This window comes from Geobacillus sp. WSUCF-018B (genome assembly GCF_002809985.1).
Taxonomy (GTDB): domain Bacteria; phylum Bacillota; class Bacilli; order Bacillales; family Anoxybacillaceae; genus Geobacillus; species Geobacillus thermophilus.
Genome location: NZ_PIJF01000036.1, coordinates 1 through 17009 on the forward strand (window position 1 = coordinate 1; position 17009 = coordinate 17009).

General features: G+C 54.3%; 18 protein-coding genes and 1 riboswitch. Of the genes, 4 read left to right on the forward strand and 14 right to left on the reverse strand.

Going from position 1 to position 17009, the window contains the following annotated elements; translation table 11 throughout:
• Window positions 1-334 (forward strand): DODA-type extradiol aromatic ring-opening family dioxygenase (locus tag CV944_RS11345; RefSeq protein ID WP_145994826.1); only part of this gene is annotated, 334 nt, incomplete at its 5' end.
• A 236-nt stretch (window positions 335-570) separates the two neighbouring features.
• On the opposite strand, the gene CV944_RS11350 is transcribed toward CV944_RS11345, so the two are convergent.
• Window positions 571-1107, reverse strand: a complete 537-nt coding sequence (locus CV944_RS11350; RefSeq protein ID WP_020756105.1) for a PIN domain-containing protein — start codon at window positions 1105-1107, stop codon at window positions 571-573.
• Window positions 1076-2236, reverse strand: a complete 1161-nt coding sequence (locus CV944_RS11355) for a helix-turn-helix domain-containing protein (RefSeq protein ID WP_033006286.1) — start codon at window positions 2234-2236, stop codon at window positions 1076-1078. Before CV944_RS11355 ends, CV944_RS11350 begins: the two co-directional genes overlap by 32 nt.
• A gap of 164 nt (window positions 2237-2400) precedes the next feature.
• Here CV944_RS11355 and CV944_RS11360 point away from each other — a divergent pair, with 164 nt between their 5' ends.
• Window positions 2401-2589: a hypothetical protein gene (locus tag CV944_RS11360; protein ID WP_233205001.1), complete on the forward strand. Its 189-nt coding sequence runs from the start codon at window positions 2401-2403 to the stop codon at window positions 2587-2589.
• A 53-nt stretch (window positions 2590-2642) separates the two neighbouring features.
• Here the strand turns inward: CV944_RS11360 and CV944_RS11365 are convergent, their stop codons facing one another.
• The 3 genes from CV944_RS11365 to CV944_RS11375 form a co-directional block, all read right to left on the reverse strand.
• Window positions 2643-3548, reverse strand: a complete 906-nt coding sequence (locus tag CV944_RS11365; protein ID WP_100664208.1) for a pseudouridine-5'-phosphate glycosidase — start codon at window positions 3546-3548, stop codon at window positions 2643-2645.
• 1 nt (window position 3549) lies between these two features.
• The gene (locus CV944_RS11370) at window positions 3550-4491 is read right to left on the reverse strand and encodes a carbohydrate kinase family protein (RefSeq protein ID WP_100664209.1); all 942 of its coding nucleotides are present in this window, start codon (window positions 4489-4491) and stop codon (window positions 3550-3552) included.
• Window positions 4492-4672: 181 nt separating this feature from the next.
• Window positions 4673-5896: a YeeE/YedE family protein gene (locus CV944_RS11375; RefSeq protein WP_100664210.1), complete on the reverse strand. Its 1224-nt coding sequence runs from the start codon at window positions 5894-5896 to the stop codon at window positions 4673-4675.
• Between the two features lie 149 nt (window positions 5897-6045).
• On the opposite strand from CV944_RS11375, the gene mscL reads away from it, so the two are divergent.
• Window positions 6046-6441 (forward strand): large conductance mechanosensitive channel protein MscL, encoded by a 396-nt coding sequence (gene mscL / locus CV944_RS11380; protein WP_100664211.1) that lies wholly within the window; start codon window positions 6046-6048, stop codon window positions 6439-6441.
• Between the two features lie 379 nt (window positions 6442-6820).
• Here mscL and CV944_RS11385 read toward each other — a convergent pair whose 3' ends face one another.
• The 6 genes from CV944_RS11385 to hutG all read right to left on the reverse strand — a co-directional run bounded on the left by CV944_RS11385 (window position 6821) and on the right by hutG (window position 14548).
• Window positions 6821-7357 carry a DUF4871 domain-containing protein gene (locus CV944_RS11385; protein WP_227016150.1) on the reverse strand — a complete coding sequence of 179 codons (537 nt, stop codon included), beginning with the start codon at window positions 7355-7357 and terminating at the stop codon, window positions 6821-6823.
• A 140-nt stretch (window positions 7358-7497) separates the two neighbouring features.
• Entirely contained in the window at window positions 7498-8826 is a 1329-nt protein-coding gene (locus tag CV944_RS11390; RefSeq protein WP_100664212.1) for a YjiH family protein, read from the reverse strand.
• A gap of 99 nt (window positions 8827-8925) precedes the next feature.
• A complete protein-coding gene (gene hutI, locus CV944_RS11395) occupies window positions 8926-10200 on the reverse strand; it encodes an imidazolonepropionase (protein ID WP_100664213.1) in 1275 nt (424 codons plus the stop codon).
• 14 nt (window positions 10201-10214) lie between these two features.
• Window positions 10215-11870, reverse strand: a complete 1656-nt coding sequence (gene hutU / locus CV944_RS11400; RefSeq protein WP_199170451.1) for a urocanate hydratase — start codon at window positions 11868-11870, stop codon at window positions 10215-10217.
• A gap of 223 nt (window positions 11871-12093) precedes the next feature.
• Entirely contained in the window at window positions 12094-13575 is a 1482-nt protein-coding gene (locus CV944_RS11405; RefSeq protein ID WP_100664215.1) for a helix-turn-helix domain-containing protein, read from the reverse strand.
• A gap of 4 nt (window positions 13576-13579) precedes the next feature.
• The gene (gene hutG, locus CV944_RS11410) at window positions 13580-14548 is read right to left on the reverse strand and encodes a formimidoylglutamase (protein ID WP_100664216.1); all 969 of its coding nucleotides are present in this window, start codon (window positions 14546-14548) and stop codon (window positions 13580-13582) included.
• Between the two features lie 141 nt (window positions 14549-14689).
• On the opposite strand from hutG, the gene CV944_RS11415 reads away from it, so the two are divergent.
• Window positions 14690-15106 carry a PaaI family thioesterase gene (locus CV944_RS11415; RefSeq protein ID WP_100664217.1) on the forward strand — a complete coding sequence of 139 codons (417 nt, stop codon included), beginning with the start codon at window positions 14690-14692 and terminating at the stop codon, window positions 15104-15106.
• A gap of 355 nt (window positions 15107-15461) precedes the next feature.
• Here CV944_RS11415 and CV944_RS11420 read toward each other — a convergent pair whose 3' ends face one another.
• From CV944_RS11420 to CV944_RS11430, 3 genes are all read right to left on the reverse strand, one after another.
• Complete coding sequence (locus CV944_RS11420) at window positions 15462-15944, reverse strand: PaaI family thioesterase (RefSeq protein ID WP_100664218.1); 483 nt, start codon at window positions 15942-15944, stop codon at window positions 15462-15464.
• Window positions 15945-16044: 100 nt separating this feature from the next.
• Complete coding sequence (locus tag CV944_RS11425) at window positions 16045-16428, reverse strand: VOC family protein (protein WP_100664219.1); 384 nt, start codon at window positions 16426-16428, stop codon at window positions 16045-16047.
• Between the two features lie 15 nt (window positions 16429-16443).
• Window positions 16444-16767 (reverse strand): hypothetical protein, encoded by a 324-nt coding sequence (locus CV944_RS11430; RefSeq protein WP_015374488.1) that lies wholly within the window; start codon window positions 16765-16767, stop codon window positions 16444-16446.
• An 81-nt stretch (window positions 16768-16848) separates the two neighbouring features.
• Window positions 16849-16950: riboswitch (SAM riboswitch) on the reverse strand.
• Window positions 16951-17009: the final 59 nt, after the last annotated feature.

Below are 17009 nucleotides of genomic sequence, written 5' to 3' on the forward strand. Positions count from 1 at the left end.
GGCGCTGCGTCCATTGCGTGACGAAGGATTGATGGTCATCGGCAGCGGCGGGACGGTGCACAATTTGATGGCGCTCCGTTGGGAAGGGCATGCGGAGGCGGACGAATGGGCCGTCGCATTTGATGATTGGCTTCTCAGCCGATCCGCCGCCCATAGTGAAGAGGTGTTCGAGTATGAGAACAAGGCGCCGTACGCCAAGCAGGCCGTGCCGACGCCCGAGCATCTCGCGCCGTACTGGATCGCCTACGGGGCCGGCGATCGCGGCGGGGCGCCGCGCGTGTTGTTCCGTGAGTACCAGTATGGGAGCTTAAGCTTGATGGCGGTGGCGTTTTAAGCGGAAAGCCCGCTCCCTGCTTCAACGCATGGGGCGGGTTGTTTCTTTGATCGAAAACAGCGTTGCTACTGCCCGGAGCACGTTTTATACGTTTTTGCCCGTTGCCACATGGGTCTTTGCGGCCAGTTTTTGGTGGAAGACGTGGAATGTTCTCAAAGAAAGGCCGTCCTTGAATCGCATCCAGACAGGACCGTTCCCTATTTCAATGCAAAAGGCGCTAGTCTTGTTCAACACGGCTACACATCTTGCAAATGATACTGTTTATAAATTTGGTTCTTCAACCTCGGATGCAAGTGGCAGCTGCACTCATCGGAAAACAACCGGTCAATCAATCCCTTGAATTCTTCCCGTCCGATCAACCGACGCTCATACGCGCAACATAAAATTCCTAAAGTTCCCGTATATTCGATGCCATAACTTTCACATGCATTGATGATCCTTTTTTCATTCGATGTGCATACAATCATATCTTGACCGGCAATGGCAATCAGTTCTGCATCATATTCGCTCAAACCTGTCCATTCTGTCAGCAGCTGATACATGAGCCCGTATCCCTCTTCCGTATGCAAAGAGACCGTTTCGTAATCGATTTGTCGCAAAGCCGTCCGGATATCGTCAGGAGTCTCATTCCACAAAATACTTTCGGGAACACACACTCGGCCAAACACTCTCGTCAGTAAATCCATCCTGTCCAACTCATAAAAATCGTTTAACACATTGTTGTCCACCACCGCTCTCTTTTTATAAAGCCCCCGTATTTTCTGAACATCCATGCTCCTTATACCATCCCTTGACCATTTCTCTAGCAGTCCGCAAATCGCATCCAAGGATTTCGCATACTTTGTTAATCGTAATGCTCCCCTCAAAATACGCCTGTTTCACAAAATAGGTCAGTTTGCGGTTTTTGGGAATATACTCGATTGGAGCGGGTTCTTGTTCTTTATATCCTTGCTCCCGCAACGTTTTTCGCAAATGGCCGTACGTCCTTCCGGAAATGTATTGTTCATCCAATAAGGCCCTCATGAAGGCTTCAGCACTGACAAAAAATTGGCGCTTAAGCTCCATAATCGTTTCAAGGGTAACATATCGTTTAAAATAATAAGCATATTCCCGCAACTGTTCGCGAGGAATAAGAAAGTAGCTTGCAAACAACGTGGCGACTTTTTCATTGATTTCCCTTCTTGCGCTGCTGTAAGTAAGAGAGCTAAGATCACTTCGGTACTCCTCGCGATGAAAAATAAGATGGCCAAGTTCGTGAATGACGCTGAACCGTTTTCGTTCCTCAGGTATTTCGTCGTGATCATTAAGGAAAATAAAAGCTCCTTTTTCCTCGGAGTAAGCCGATAAACCATCAATTTTTTTATCAATCGTTTTCAACGCGATGACATGTATACCATGGCGCTCTAAAACCGCATAAATATCGCTTGGGATCACATGATCAAGGCCAAACATTTTCCTCGTTTGTTCCGCTGCTTGTCGAATAATGGTTTTATGCTCCTCCGTTAACTCATGATCAACGAGCTTTACTTTATACGTCGGGGGCAAATAAGCAACACTAGCCTCTCCAAAAGAGGCAAGCAGCTCATAATAATCATCCATGATCCGATTCACTTGATTTTGATCAATCAGACGAAAGTTTTCTTTAGGGTTATCCGCGCGAAACATGAAAGAAGACATTGGTTCACGCTGATCATCTGAAGAAACGATCAAATCCTTCATCGGGATATTCAAGTGTCGCGACAGAAGAAATAATTTTGCACTGTCAGGAATTTGTTCCCCTTTTAAATATTTGGCAATCGTTTGTCTCGTCACGCCCATCAATTCGGCTAAATCTTGATTCTTCAACCCCATCTCTTTTTTGACCCGATTTAGATTTTTCGCGATCGTTTGTTTAATCTCCATCATCACACCTCCTTTGTGTTAATTATTTTTAACACAAAATAGAGTCATAAACCGATATTAATGTTAATTTTTATTAACCTTTTCTTTTAACATACCATATCGGGTTGGCATCAATCAACTTTACCATTCATTTTGGGAATAAGCATTGTACATGCATTGAGGAGATGGACGGACGGTTTGAGCGGCAGATTGCCCAGTTGGAGCGCACCGTGAACGAACGGTTCGAACGGCTCGAAGCGAAACTCGGCCACATCCGCGTCGAACCAGTTGAAACACAAGAAACAGTCGACTTCCACTCCGTCAAAATCGCCCAGCACGATCGAAAAATCCGCCATTTGCTTCACGCTCGATAAATCCTCCACTGCCATCATGCCCCCGCCCTGATGGAAGGGCGGGGGCGTTCGCATCAAGAAAGCTCTCGGGCAAGGTCGGCCGCCAAGGCGGCGTTGTTTTTCACTAAGGCGATGTTTGCTTGCAAGCTTTTGCCTCCGGTTAACGTTTTCACACGGTCAAGCAAAAACGGGGTGACCGCTTTGCCGGTGATGTGCTGCTTTTCTGCTTCCTTAAGCGCTTGTTCGATGATGGCGGTGATATACGACTCCTCGAGCTCCTCTTCTTTTGGGACAGGATTGGCGATCACAACACCGCCGTTTAACCCAAGCTTCCATTTCGTTTCAAGGAACTGGGCGATCTCTTTGGCGCTGTCTAAGCGATAACCGACGCGAAACGGGCTCGTCCGCGAATAGAACGCCGGCAGGACGTCCGTCTGATAGCCGATGACCGGAACGCCGTGCGTCTCGAGGTATTCAAGCGTCAAGCCTAAATCCAAAATTGATTTCGCCCCGGCGCAGACGACCGCGACGTTTGTGTGCGCCAACTCTTGCAAATCAGCCGAGATGTCCATCGTCCGCTCGGCGCCGCGGTGCACGCCGCCGATGCCGCCGGTCGCAAATACGCGGATGCCCGCCATCTGGGCGCAAATCATCGTCCCCGCCACGGTCGTCGCCCCGTGTTTCTTCATGGCGACGACATACGGCAAGTCGCGGCGGCTCACTTTTTCTACATCGTGGCTTGTCCCGAGCTGTTCAAGTTCCCCTTCTGTCAATCCAATTTTAATTTTTCCATTAAAAATCGCGATCGTCGCCGGCACGGCGCCGCGGTCGCGGATGATCCGCTCGACGTCTTTCGCCGTCTGCACGTTTTCCGGATACGGCATGCCATGCGAGATGATCGTTGATTCTAAAGCGACAATCGGCTTTTTTTCGGCCTTCGCTTGAGCGACTTCTTCGGAAAAGACGAGAAAATCATTCATATCACTTCGTTCCCCCTTCGCAAAAATACCGCGCATAGGCGGCTTGCAACAGGTGTTCATTCAAAGCGGGATGCACCGTTTCGGCCGTTTGCAGCGTAAGCGCCGCGCTGCTCATCCCAAAGCGGCAGGCGTCTTCCACCGTATGTCCGCCTAAGACGCCGTACAAAAATCCAGCCGCAAAGGCGTCGCCCGCTCCGGTGGCGTCGGTGACCTCAACCTTCGGCGCCGCAATCGCTTCTGTTTCCCCTTGCTTGGCGGCGTACGCGACGCCGTTTGCGCCGCGCGTGACGACAACGTTCTGGGCGCCGGCTTGAAGGATCGGTTTCATTATGTCGTCCGTATGTCCGTCGCGTCCCACAAATTCCTTAGCCTCCGCTTCATTCGTGACAAACCACGTCACACCAGACAAATCGCTGGGCAATCGCTTCACTTTTGGAACCGACACCGTCACAACACAAAGCGGGATGTCCTCTTGGCGACATTGTGCAATCACCGAACGAATGACAGCCTTCGGGAAATTCGTGTCAAGCACGACCGCAGAAATCGGACCGAGCCGAGTCCATTGCTGCTTTAGCCATTCTTCCCCCACTGTATCATAAATGGCCATATCCGCCAAGGCGAGAACCATCTCGCCGCGTTCATCGAGCACCGCTGTATACGTCCCGGTGTTCGCTTTTGGCGTTCGCACGATGAAGCTCGTATTGACATATCGGCTCGTCACGTCAACGAGCCACTGTCCATCGCGATCATCGCCAACGGTGCTGACGAGCGAAACAGGTTGAGCAAGCCGTCCTAAGTTTTCGGCGATGTTTCTCGCCACCCCACCCGCGGTTTGCGTCGTGGTGACGGGATGGGACGTGCCGAGCCGAAACGGAGTGAGCAACCGCGCCTTTCGGTCGACGTTCGCCCCGCCAATGCAGACGATCGAGGCCGCTTGCCGCATGCCTTTTCCCTCCTCTCCCAATGAACACCGCTGTCCTCCTTCCGCTCTCCCAAAACAAGGAAAACGATTTCAAACAAGCAGGCAGCTGCTCTTGTCGAAGCCTCACTGCCCATTGTACCATATGCCGTCCTGCATAAAGAAAGCACCCCGCCAAAACGACGGGATGCCGAAGTTCGAACGTTTAGTTTTTGTACGCGCAATACGGACGCAGTTTGACGCCGATCAGGCTGCCGAGGAAAGCAAAGACAAACCACGCCCAGCCGTGGGCGCTGAATGACGCAATGCCGCCGAAATACGCGCCGATATTGCAGCCGAACGCCAGCCGGGCGCCGTATCCCATCATCAGGCCGCCGATCAGCGCACCGATCGTCATGCGCGTCGGACGCTTCCACTGAATGGGTTTTGTATAGCGGCCCGCGAGCGCCGCCGCCAATAAGGCGCCGACCATCAAGCTGATGTCCATCACAGTCGTTGTATCGTAGTAGAGGGGATTCGCAAGCGCCTGCCGTTTCGCTTCATCTTGCCAGTACGCCCAAGCGGTCGGGTCGATGCCAAACAGCTGCACGAACTTCGCTCCCCAAAGGGCGAAGGCGGACGTAATGCCCCAAGGCTTGCCGCTAATCATCAGCACAAGCGCGTTCGTTACAGCCAAGAGCAACGCCCCGACCAGAAGCGGCCACGGCCCTTTGTAAATCGCTTTCCAGCCATGATGGTTCTCAAGCGATGCAGCAACGCGTTGGCCGTGGCGTCGTTTTTCCATCACCGTCACCGCATAGTAGACGACCGCAAGCAAAACCAACTGAAGCAAAAACCCTCCCAAGGGGCCGAACTCGCCAATGAACGAGAACGGCTCCCATTGCGGCATCTTCGCCCACACGTCAAAGTGAGTCGTCGCAATGACGGAGCCAGCGATGAACCCGATGAGCGTCACGATGCCGTTCGCATCGCCCCCGCCGATATGGTACAACGTCCCGGACGCGCAGCCGTCGCCAAGCTGCATGCCGATGCCAAACAGAAAAGCACCGACGATGACCGATACTCCCACGCCAAATACATACCCTGACACCGGGTGGCCGAGCGCCGAGCCTTTCACGAGCAGCGGCAAAAACAACGCGCTGGCTGCCGCCATCATGACCATCTGTGCCCGAATGCCTTCCCCTTGGCGGTATAGAATAAACTTTCGCCATGCGGATGTAAAGCCAAAATGCGCCTGGTACAATACAAATCCACCAAACGCCCCGAGCACATACAAAAGCGCCTGTTGCCAAGAAACGCGGCTATATAAGAACAACGTTCCACCGATCAATATGAGGCAGGAAACAGCAATAATCCACGCAGTCAGATGTTTCGGGGCGTTCGCTGCTTGTTTCGCGCGAACGTCTCGTTGTTGTGCGGTCACTTCCACGATGCGTTCCCCCTTTTGTTTTGGTTGATGAACGTATTCTATAATACTATAAAACCAATTGATTTGCTACGATTTAAACTAAAAAGTTTCAATGTTGCGGCCGGTCGGGTATAATAGCAGACGAACATTTTCTTCGGAAGGAGATGACCATGTGGAACGAGTTTAAAAAATTCGCCGTCCGCGGCAATGTCATCGATTTAGCCGTTGGGGTGATCATCGGCGGGGCATTTGGCAAAATCGTTTCTTCGCTCGTCAATGACATCATCATGCCGCTCGTCGGCTTATTGTTGGGAGGCATCAATTTCAGCGGCCTGTCGTGGAAAGTCGGCAAAGCGGAAGTGAAATATGGGGCGTTTATCCAAACAGTCGTCGACTTTTTGATCATCGCGTTTTCGATTTTCCTGTTTGTCAAACTGCTTAACAAACTGTACGAGCGGATGAAAAAACAGGAAGACGTCAAAGAAACGGCGACGACGCTGACGAAAGAAGAGGAGCTGCTCACAGAGATTCGCGATTTGTTAAAGCAGCAACGGGAAACGACGTGAAAGCCTGTCATGGCGTGGACAGGCTCTCAAAAACGGTAAACGAATCTCTTAACTATGTGAATATGTTACGGTGACTTGAGGGTGGATCGGCCTCCCCTGATTTGGAAGGGGGTGATGCCGATGACAGTATTTGAAGCATTGATGTTTTTTCGCAAGTCGCATGGTTTCAATACTGTCGCACAATCAAAAGAAATAATCCACCCTTAAGTTAACGAGGCGCTTAGGCGGATTATTTCCTTCTGCTCGCGCCGACCCCCTTTATGGGAACCGTCTATTGCGGGGCTGAAGGTGCAGCAACACCTTTGGCTTCACTTGTTATTTTGTCATCTCGAACCGAGAAGACCGCCACTTCCCAGCGTGAGCGTAAGTGGGAGAGCGTTCAATTTACGTCGATTACAACGTAATCCCAGTACGTTTTTCCAAGATAGACGAGTAATGCCCATTTTCCAGATTCACCAAGCCTTATATTTGATGGTATATGTGCGTCTGCACCATTATTCGGACCTCCTGGAACTCCCGTTGTCCAAACGGTTTTTCCGTCTAGTGTTAACGCAGGAGCTATATCGTTGCTGCCTTTTTTCACTGCAACGATTGTCAGTTCTCCTTCTGGAATGGAGTCCCCCCAGAAATGCCACATGTATTTGCTATCTTTGTTTGCTATAAACGGTGCATCAATGAAACCCACTTTGTTTGGTACTCCGCGCATTTTATAATTTCCAGATTGAAAAACCGGGCTTACTTCCCAATTGATATGACTGATTACTTTTTGATCTATTTTAACAGGTATTTTTTCAATATCACTCATCTCTTTTACCGAAGCTGTAGATTCAGCATTTTGGGCTTGTTTTTCATTCTTTTCCCATATACTGCATGCGGATAAAGAAAAAAGGATTACGATGACTAGCAAATGTTTCACATTTTCACCACCTTTCACTAATTTAATGATATCATATTTTTAGCGATTCCTCCCCGACTTTCGCTATCGCTTAGAAGTCGGGTTCTCCTCGCTTATTCCCAAGATGAAAGGAACATAACCCCCCAGGCGCCAACCCGTTGTCAAAGCAGCCAGTACGCAAGCGGAGCGGTGAGGACGAGCGTCAAGACGGTGCGTTCGAACCAGATGACCAGCAGCCTCGGCAAGCTGAGCGGAATTTCTGTAGATAAAATGCATGGAATGACAGCGGAAAAGAATAGGATCGCCGAGACGGATACGACCGCAATAATGAATTTTGTGACAAGCGGAGCTTCGGTGACAAGCAAAGCGGGCAAAAACATTTCCGCGATTTCAATGGCCGAAGCTTTCGCAGCCAACAACGGTTCAGGGATTTGCAACAGAAGGGTGAATGGGTAGAACAGGTAGCCCAACCAGTCAAACAACGGCGTATATTCAGCGAGCAGCAGCCCGATCAGTCCGACTGACATAATGGAAGGCAAAATGCCCATCGTCATGATGAAGCCATCGCGCAAGTTCTCCCATATGTTTGTCCCAATCCCTTTTGACTGTCCTACCGCTTTCATCGCCTCGGACCAAGCTTGCTTCATATAGCTTCCCGTCACTTTTTGTTCGGGATCTCCTTTGCCGTCGTAATACTCGTCGCTCATGCGGCTCAGCGGCCAAAGCCGGGCGGTAAGCGCTGTAACGGCAAACGTCACGAGAAATGTCACCCAAAAATACGTGTTCCAGATTGGCATGAGCCCCAATGTTTTCGCGACAACGACCATAAATGTCACCGATACGGTGGAAAAGCCGGTAGCGATGATCGCTGCTTCTTTCACGGTGTATTTGCCTTCTTTGAACACTTTATTGGTGATCAATAGACCGATCGAGTAGCTGCCGACAAAGGAGGCGACGGCGTCGATCGCCGAACGGCCCGGCGTTTTCCAAATCGGACGCATGATCGGCTGCATCCATACGCCGACAAATTCTAAAAGCCCGTAGCCAACGAGCATGGCGAGAAAGACGGAGCCAATCGGCACAAGAAGTCCGACGGAAATGACGAGCTTGTCATATAAGAACGGTCCCATATTCGGCTGAAACAACCATGACGGACCGATGCGAAACACCAACATGACCGCCGTAATCAGCCCAACAACTTTCAGCAGCGAAAAAACGACTGTTACGGCATCTTTGTTCCACGTTTTTTTATAAAATGGATAAATTGCACCGAGAGCGATCACGATCAGAGCATAATAAGGAACAAGTGCTGAAAACTGGGTGCGGATCCATGTCACAATATGATCGAGCAAAATCGATGATGTGCCGCCGATGGACACCGGGACGAAAAATACGAAAATGCCGATGGCACTAAAGACGAAAAACTTCCATGCCCCGCTGGCCGGCGTTGGCGTCGGCACGGATGGCGCTATATTTGTATCCGTTTTCATTCTCCTCCACCCCCATTGTTCTTTTTACCCCAACTTGCGCGGCCGGAAGCATAGCCGCTTCCGGTCGCCAAACGCTTTGGCGAAAGACGATTCCTCCCTTCAGATGCACACCTTGCCTTCTTTCACCACCACCTCCCCGCCTTTGATCACCGTCTCAACACGGTTGACTCCGTAATGGTACATGATCTGCACATAATTCGGAACGTTGAAAATGACCAAATCCGCCTTCTTCCCCGGCTCGAGGCTGCCGACAAGATGCGCGCGGCCGATGGCGTGGGCGGCATTGATCGTGGCGGCGGCCATCGCTTCAGCGGGAGTCATGCCCATATGCAGGCAGGCTAGGCTCATGACAAGCGGCAGCGAGACGGTCGGCGACGAACCAGGGTTGCAGTCGGTCGCTAAGGCGACGGGAACGCCGGCGTCGATCAGACGGCGGGCGTCGGCGGCTTGGGTCATGAGGAAAAACGCCGTGCCCGGCAAGAGAACGCCGATGACGCCGCCATCGGCCATGCGGCGGATTCCTTCGTCCGATGCCCGAAGCAGGTGGTCGGCGGAGATGGCGCCGACTTCGGCGGCCAGTTCCGCCCCGCCGTACGGTTCGATTTCATCAGCGTGAATTTTCGGCGTCAAGCCGTGCGCTTTCCCTGCTTCGAGGATGAGGCGCGCCTGGTCGGGGGTAAAGACGCCGCGCTCGCAAAAGACGTCGTTGAACTCGGCGAGCCCCCGCCGGCTCACTTCGGGAATCATCTCGTCGATGACAAGGCGGACGTATTCATCCGGATCGTGCTTCCACTCCGGCGGAACGGCGTGGGCGCCAAGAAACGTGGAGACGATATCGACCGGGTGGGTGTCATCGAGACGCTTGGCGACTTCAAGCTGCTTGATTTCGTGCTCAAGGCTTAAACCATAGCCGCTTTTTGCTTCGACGGTCGTGACCCCATGAAGCAAAAACTGATCGAGCCGCCGCTTGCTTTCTTCATACAACATCTCTTCCGACGCCTCGCGCGTCGCTTTTGTCGTCGCATGAATGCCGCCGCCGGCGTTCATGATTTCCATGTACGTCGCCCCGCCGAGCCGCATCGTCCATTCGTGTTCGCGGCTGCCGGCGTACACAAGATGGGTGTGCGGGTCGATGAGGCCAGGGGTGACCGTTTTGCCTTTGGCGTCGATCACTTCGGCTTCGGCGAGCCGATCGGCAAATTGGCGGGCCAGTTCATCGTCCGTCCCAACCGCCACGATCGTGCCGTTTTCGATCCAGACGCTGCCGTTTTCGATGATGCCTAGATCGCTCATCTTCTCCTTGACGAGCGGAGCCGCGGAGCTTCCCGCCAGCGTGACGAGCTGGCGGGCGCGGCGGACAAAAAGCGGGCGCATATGGATCCCCCTTTCTACTTGAGCATCGGCATATCGATGCCTTTTTCTTTCGCTGTCCGAATGGCGAGCTCATACCCAGCGTCGGCGTGGCGGACCACACCAAGCCCCGGGTCGGTCGTCAACACGCGCTCCAGCCGTTTTTCCGCCTCTTTCGTGCCGTCGGCGACGATGACCATGCCGGCGTGAATGGAGTAGCCCATGCCGACGCCGCCGCCGTGGTGAACCGACACCCAGCTTGCGCCGCCGACCGCATTCAACAGCGCGTTTAAAATCGGCCAGTCGGCGATGGCGTCGCTTCCGTCTTTCATTCCTTCCGTCTCCCGGTTCGGCGAAGCAACGGAGCCCGAATCCAAATGATCGCGGCCGATGACGATCGGCGCTTTCAGCTCGCCTTTGGCCACCATGTCGTTGATGATTTTCCCGAACTTCGCCCGCTCGCCGTAGCCGAGCCAACAAATGCGCGCCGGCAGCCCTTGGAATTGAATGCGTTTTTGCGCCATGCGAATCCAATGGCAAAGACGCTCATTGTCGCTGAATTCACGCAAAATGACTTCATCGGTTTTATAAATGTCTTCCGGGTCGCCGGATAATGCCACCCAGCGGAACGGCCCTTTTCCTTCGCAAAAGAGCGGACGGATGTAGGCCGGCACAAAACCCGGGAAGGAAAAGGCGTCGTCCACCCCTTCGTCTTTTGCCACTTGGCGGATGTTGTTGCCGTAATCAAACGTCACCGCCCCTTGCTTTTGCATCGCCAGCATCGCTCGAACATGCGCGGCAATCGATTGTTTGGCGCGGGCAACGTACTGCTTCGGATCGCGCGCCCGCAGCTCAGCCGCCTCATCAAGCGTCAACCCCGCGGGGATGTAGCCGTTTAACGGATCATGGGCGGACGTTTGATCGGTCAAGACGTCCGGAACAAAGCCCATGTCAACGAGCCGCGGCAACACTTCAGCCGCATTGCCGACAAGGCCGATCGACAGCGCTTTTTTCTCTTCCTTCGCCCGTCTGGCCATGGCCAGCGCGGCGTCCAGGCTGTCGGTCATCGTGTCAAGGTATTTCGTGTCCAAGCGGCGCTGGATGCGGGCCGGATCGACTTCGATGGCGAGGCAGACGCCGCCGTTCATCGTCACGGCGAGCGGCTGCGCCCCGCCCATGCCGCCAAGGCCGGCGGTTAGCGTGATCGTCCCGGCCAGCGTGCCGCCAAAGTGCTGGCGCGCCACTTCGGCAAACGTTTCATACGTCCCTTGGACGATCCCTTGGCTGCCGATGTAAATCCAGCTCCCGGCCGTCATTTGTCCGTACATGATCAACCCTTTTTTATCAAGTTCGTGGAAATGGTCCCACGTCGCCCATGCGGGCACGAGGTTGGAGTTGGCGATCAGCACGCGCGGGGCGTCCGGATGCGTGCGAAATACCGCCACCGGCTTGCCGGATTGAATGAGCAACGTTTCATCGTTTTCTAAACGAAGAAGGGTGTCCACAATCGCCTCGTAACATTCCCAGTTGCGCGCCGCCTTGCCGATGCCGCCGTAGACGATCAATTCCTCCGGCCGCTCGGCGACATCGGGATGCAAATTGTTGTTCAGCATCCGCAGCGCCGCTTCTTGAATCCATCCTTTCGCCCGCCGCTCTGTTCCCGCAAACGAGCGTACGGTCCGTTTTTCTGCCATCGTCATCCTCTCCTTTTTCCTCTTTGCTTTTCATTGTAAGGGAGCAAAGAAGGAGAAGATAGGCGCACGTCTTTTAAAAGTGATCACATTTTTTTGAATTTTCTATTTCCTCTCCGTTTTATTTGTTCATTTTTTTCGATATCGATCCATTTCTTTTGAAATATACGCCGCCCCCTCTCGCCCGCGATCCGGCAAGGCTGCGCTTTGCCACAGACAAAACCGCCTACCGCGGTGATGACGGTTTCAGCCGTTGTTCATCGCGGTAGGCGGTCGGCGTCTGGTTCAGTTCGGCTTTAAAGACGCGCGTCAAATAATGGGCGGTGCGAAACCCGGTTTGTTCGGCGATTTCTTTAATCGACAAATCCGTCTGCCGAAGCAGCCGTTTCGCTTCCTCAAGCCGCCGGTTGGTCAGCCACTGGCGAAACGTCACGCCGCGCTTTTTCGACAACAAATGGCTGAAATACGCGGGGCTGCGCCCGGCGGCGGCCGCGACCCGCTCAAGCGTGAGCGACGGATCGCGAAAATGCGCCTCCATATAGCGGAGGCCGCGCTCCACGGCGTCGACGCGCGCGTCTTCCTCGGCCTGCTTGGCCTCATGGAACAATCGATATAAAAATAAAATCAATTCTTGAACGATGCGATACAAGACGGGATTGTACAAAATGTCTTGAAAAATGCGCATATACTCCCGCTCGGTTCCGCCGCGGTCAAGGCCGTATGTTTTCATAAACCGGCGGATTTGCGCCAAGATGCTCGTCAGCCGCGTCCGCACCATCTCCGGGCTCGGAAACGGCGGCTTCCAATGGGAGAATTCGCGCCGCAGCCATCGCTTCACCCCTTCATGGTCGAACCGCTCGAGCATCTCGATCCATTGCCGCTGCTCCTCGGGCGTCAAAAAGGGATCGAGCTCACGCCACTGTTCGTATTCCGAAGCGGGAGCGATCACTTGGCGATAGCCAATGAAAAACGTCGTCTCCAGCAACCGGCGGGCCGCTTGGTATTGCCCGCGCACCGTTTTCCGACCATCAGGCGGCATCACGACAACCGCGAGCGGCTCATGATGCTCCTCTTCCCAATCGCGCAACAGCTTCCACGCCTCTTCTTTCCCGTCGCCCGGCAAATCGGGAAGCAGGCAAACCGCCATATGGGTGAGCGGCAATACGCGCGCCCGTCCGCGAAACGGATAGCTCGTTAAAAAGCGGATCACTTCCCGAGACAAGGCAGGCTGTTCCGCCTGCACAAGCCATACATGCGCGGAGGCCGCGGAAGGAAAATCGCAAAACAAGGAGCGGTAATCGTCGTGATGGGCGTCCAATCCCGCCGGCAAGCCTGGGCGTCCCGGGGAACGCGACGCCGCCGCCCGCAGCGCCTGCTTCAGCCTGGCGGGCTCAAGCGGCTTCACAAGCAAATCGACGCATTGCCAGTCGATGGCTTGTTTCGCCCGCGCAAACGTCGCCTCGGCCGTTGCGGCAATCACGCGTTGGCAAAACAAGCGGACGTGGGATGTCGCCTTCGACCATCGTTCATACGGAATCATATCCAGTTCGACGTACAATAGCTCCGGCGCCTCCCTCTCCAAGACGGCCATCATCTCCTCCACGGTGGCTGCCGTATACACCCGCTCAATCGGCAAGGAATACGCGGACACGAGCCAGCGGATCGCTTCCCGTTCTTTGTCATCCCGTTCGGCAATGACCAATTTCACGTTCTCACCGCCTTGGCTGCAAGCGTTGAAAATGAAGGAGCGCCTCCATGCAAAAGGCGGCCGCCAACGCCACCGTTTTTCCGCCTTCATCCCAGAGTGGATTGACTTCGCAAAGATCGACGCTGATCGTTTTCGGATGAGAAACGATTCGGCGGACGAGAGCGCGCACTAGCGACGGAGCGAGTCCAAACGGCGACGGCGCGCTCACCCCCGGCGCGGCAGCCGCGCTGATGGCGTCCATGCAAATGGTCAACATCACGGCATCGTGATGAGCGGCAAATTCCTCGATTTGTTCATAGGCGGCCTCGATCGGCCCTGCGGTCAGCTCGTCTTCAAGCATGTACCGGCAGCCGTACGTCTCGGCCGCCGCAAACAGCGCCGCCGTGTTGCCAAGCCGCTGAATGCCGAGGCAGAAGTAACGGACCCGTTCGTCTTGATCCAATATTTGCCGAAACATCGTCCCGGACGTCGGCCCGTCATCGTACGGGCGCAAGTCGAAATGGGCGTCAATGTTGAGGATGCCAAGGCGGGCTTCGGGCCCGAGCGCTTCGCGAACGCCCAAGTAATGGCCGTACGCCGTCTCATGGCCGCCGCCGATCACGATAGACGCCATCCCGTTTTTCAGCAGGCGGGCGACCGCCTTCCCAAGTTCAGTCTGGCTTTGTTCGAGCCGTTCATCGACGCAAACGACATCGCCTGCGTCATAGACAACGACCCCTTCCGGAAGATGCCAAGGCAGCCGGGCCAGCGCCGCTTTGACGGCGGCCGGCGCCTCTTTCGCCCCTTGGCGGCCTTGGTTGCGGCGCACTCCTTCGTCGCACGCAAACCCGATGAATGCCGCCGCTCGTTCCACCGTCTCCAATGGCTGCGACAAATCGAGCAAGCGAATGCGCTGATGAAGACGAAACGCCTGCTCATCGCTCACGCTGTCAATCCGTCCCGTCCAACGGCCGGCGTCTGGCGGTTGATACATGAGACCATCTCCTTTCCATCATCAGCTGCTTGTTTCTTTCGCCACAGCTTTGCCGTTCTCCTCCTCATGCACGCGAAAAGAGGAAATCGCCGCCGTTTGGCGAATAAAAAAACATGATTGACAACAGAAAGGGTGTTCCACATGAAGCCAATGACCAACTTGCACGCTGTCATCGCCGGTCAAAGCGCGCCGCCCCCATGCGACGAAACGCTCGGCGTCCGCCTGACGGAAGCCCGAGACGGCTATGCGAAAGGCGTATGGACGATCAGCGAATCGCTGCTCAACGGCAACGGGGTGATTATGGGCGGGTTCGTCGGGGCGGCGGCGGACATTCTCATGGCGTATGCGGTGACGACCTTGCTTCGCGATGACCAGCTGCACGCGTCCATCAACTTGCAGACGACGTTTCACCGCCCAGCGGCGGCTGGAGAAGCCGAAATCGAGGCGCGGGTGGAAAAGTTCGGGAAAACCGTCGCCTATGTAACCGCCATCGTGCGGCAAAACGGCAAAGAGGTGGCGAGCGCCACGTCGTCGGTGCTGATCATGGACAAACCGTGAAGGTGATGGATCTCCAAAAGGCGTTTTTGCGCATGCTCGTTCTCCTTGGATTCGACGAGGCCAAACAGCAGCTGCTGTTGTTGTTTTGAAACGCATGGAAAGCGATGATCAGAGGAATCCGAGAAAACCGGTGAAAAACGATGATGTTCGCCAAATCGGTGGTTTTGTTGAAAAAGGAGAACCAATTTCACAAGGTTTCCCCACTTGAGAAGAGGCGTTGTCGAGTTGCCTTTTTCGTGACATCATCAGTCCTCAATGGCGAAACGAGGTGAGGCGCAGCCGTTTTCGACCAGTTGCCAAGCGCCGGAGAAAGCGCTGTCAAAAACAGCCGCTCTCCGGCGCCTTTTGTTGCTTGTTACCCACGGACAAACGTTTTCGGCATTACGACGGCGACGACTTGCCCGCGGGCGCACAGTTCGCCGTTGGCGAACACTTCGGTGTCCACTTTCCATTTTTTCGGATGAATCTCCGTCACAGTGCCGACGGCGACAAGCGGCACTCCATGCGGCGTCGGCTTGACGAAATCGACGTGAAGCGACGCAGTAACAAAGCGCGGCGGCGTTTCCCCGCTTCCCGGCTCATGGCCGTTTTTCCGATGCAAGGCAAGCGCCGCCGACCCGGTGCCATGGCAGTCGATGAGCGAGGCGATCAGCCCGCCGTACACAAACCCAGGGATCGCCGTATGTTCCGGGCGCGGCGTGTAGACGGTCACCGTTTTGTCCCCGTCCCAGCCGGTGCGGAAATGATGGCCTTGCTCATTCAGCCGTCCGCAGCCATAGCACCAGGCAAATTCATCCGGGTAGTCGTCTTGAATGGCGTGGATAACTTGCGGCTCCATCTGTTCTCCTCCTCTCCCCTTTACCTATACGCGGTGCACTCCCTATTTTCCTTCTTGCACGGCAAAAGGCGGCCATACCGATGGCCGCCTTCCCCTTCGTTCATTGCGCCGGCTCGTAAAACTCGATCCATTCGCCGTCCGGGCCAAGGAAAAATAAGTATTTCGCCCCGTTTGGGAGCGTTGTAATCTCCTCCCACACAAGCGGGACGCCGAGCGACTGAAGCCGTTCTTTTTCCTGCTCGATGCCTTCGACCGTAAACGCCACGTGGTGCACTTTTCCTTCCGTCGGCAAGTTCGGGTTGTATCCTTCGATCAGCTCGACGATGATCGAGCCGTCAATCCCTAAAAACGCCAGTTTCATCGTTCCGTTCGTATGAATCATTTCGTCAAGCAACTCCAGGCCGACGACGTTTTGGTAAAATGCCTTTGATGCCTCGATGTCTTTTACTTGAATGCCGACATGCTCAAATTTTTTGACTGCCATTCGTCCTCTTCCTTTCTATGACTCCATTAACCATACAGCTTGTAAATACGGCGTCATCCGCATTGGAAAAACCCCTTTTTTCCCAAGCTCTGTCCATATGTAGCGATCAAGGGCGTACGGTCCGTCCGCCTTCCATTCGTCCGCCTCGCTGTCGGTCAACAACACTGAAAAGGTTGTCCCTTGCGCTTTCCCATACAAGTGGGTATATCCGCCCCCGCGGTCGACATAAACCGCCGCTTCAGGGTCAAACCGAATCAGCTCCGCCTGCACGCAGCGCATGACATGAACGGCGAACGCAGCGGCACGGAGATGAGCGGCCATGCAAGCTCGGATCGACATGTCCCTCTTCACTATTTCCCCCTTCACCCCCTATCGACAAAAACCCCTTTCGCCTCGGAATGATGCGAAAGGGGGCAGCCGTTCTTATCATCCAAAGCGAGACCGCTTTGCGGGTGTTAGCACCTTGCCGGCAGGTTGCTGTGGGGTCATCAAGCCCGTTCTCTCGCCCACTCTTGATAAGACGTATGATCATTTGTCTTTCATGTTACCATATCGAATCCCATAGAAGCAATCGCTTTTTT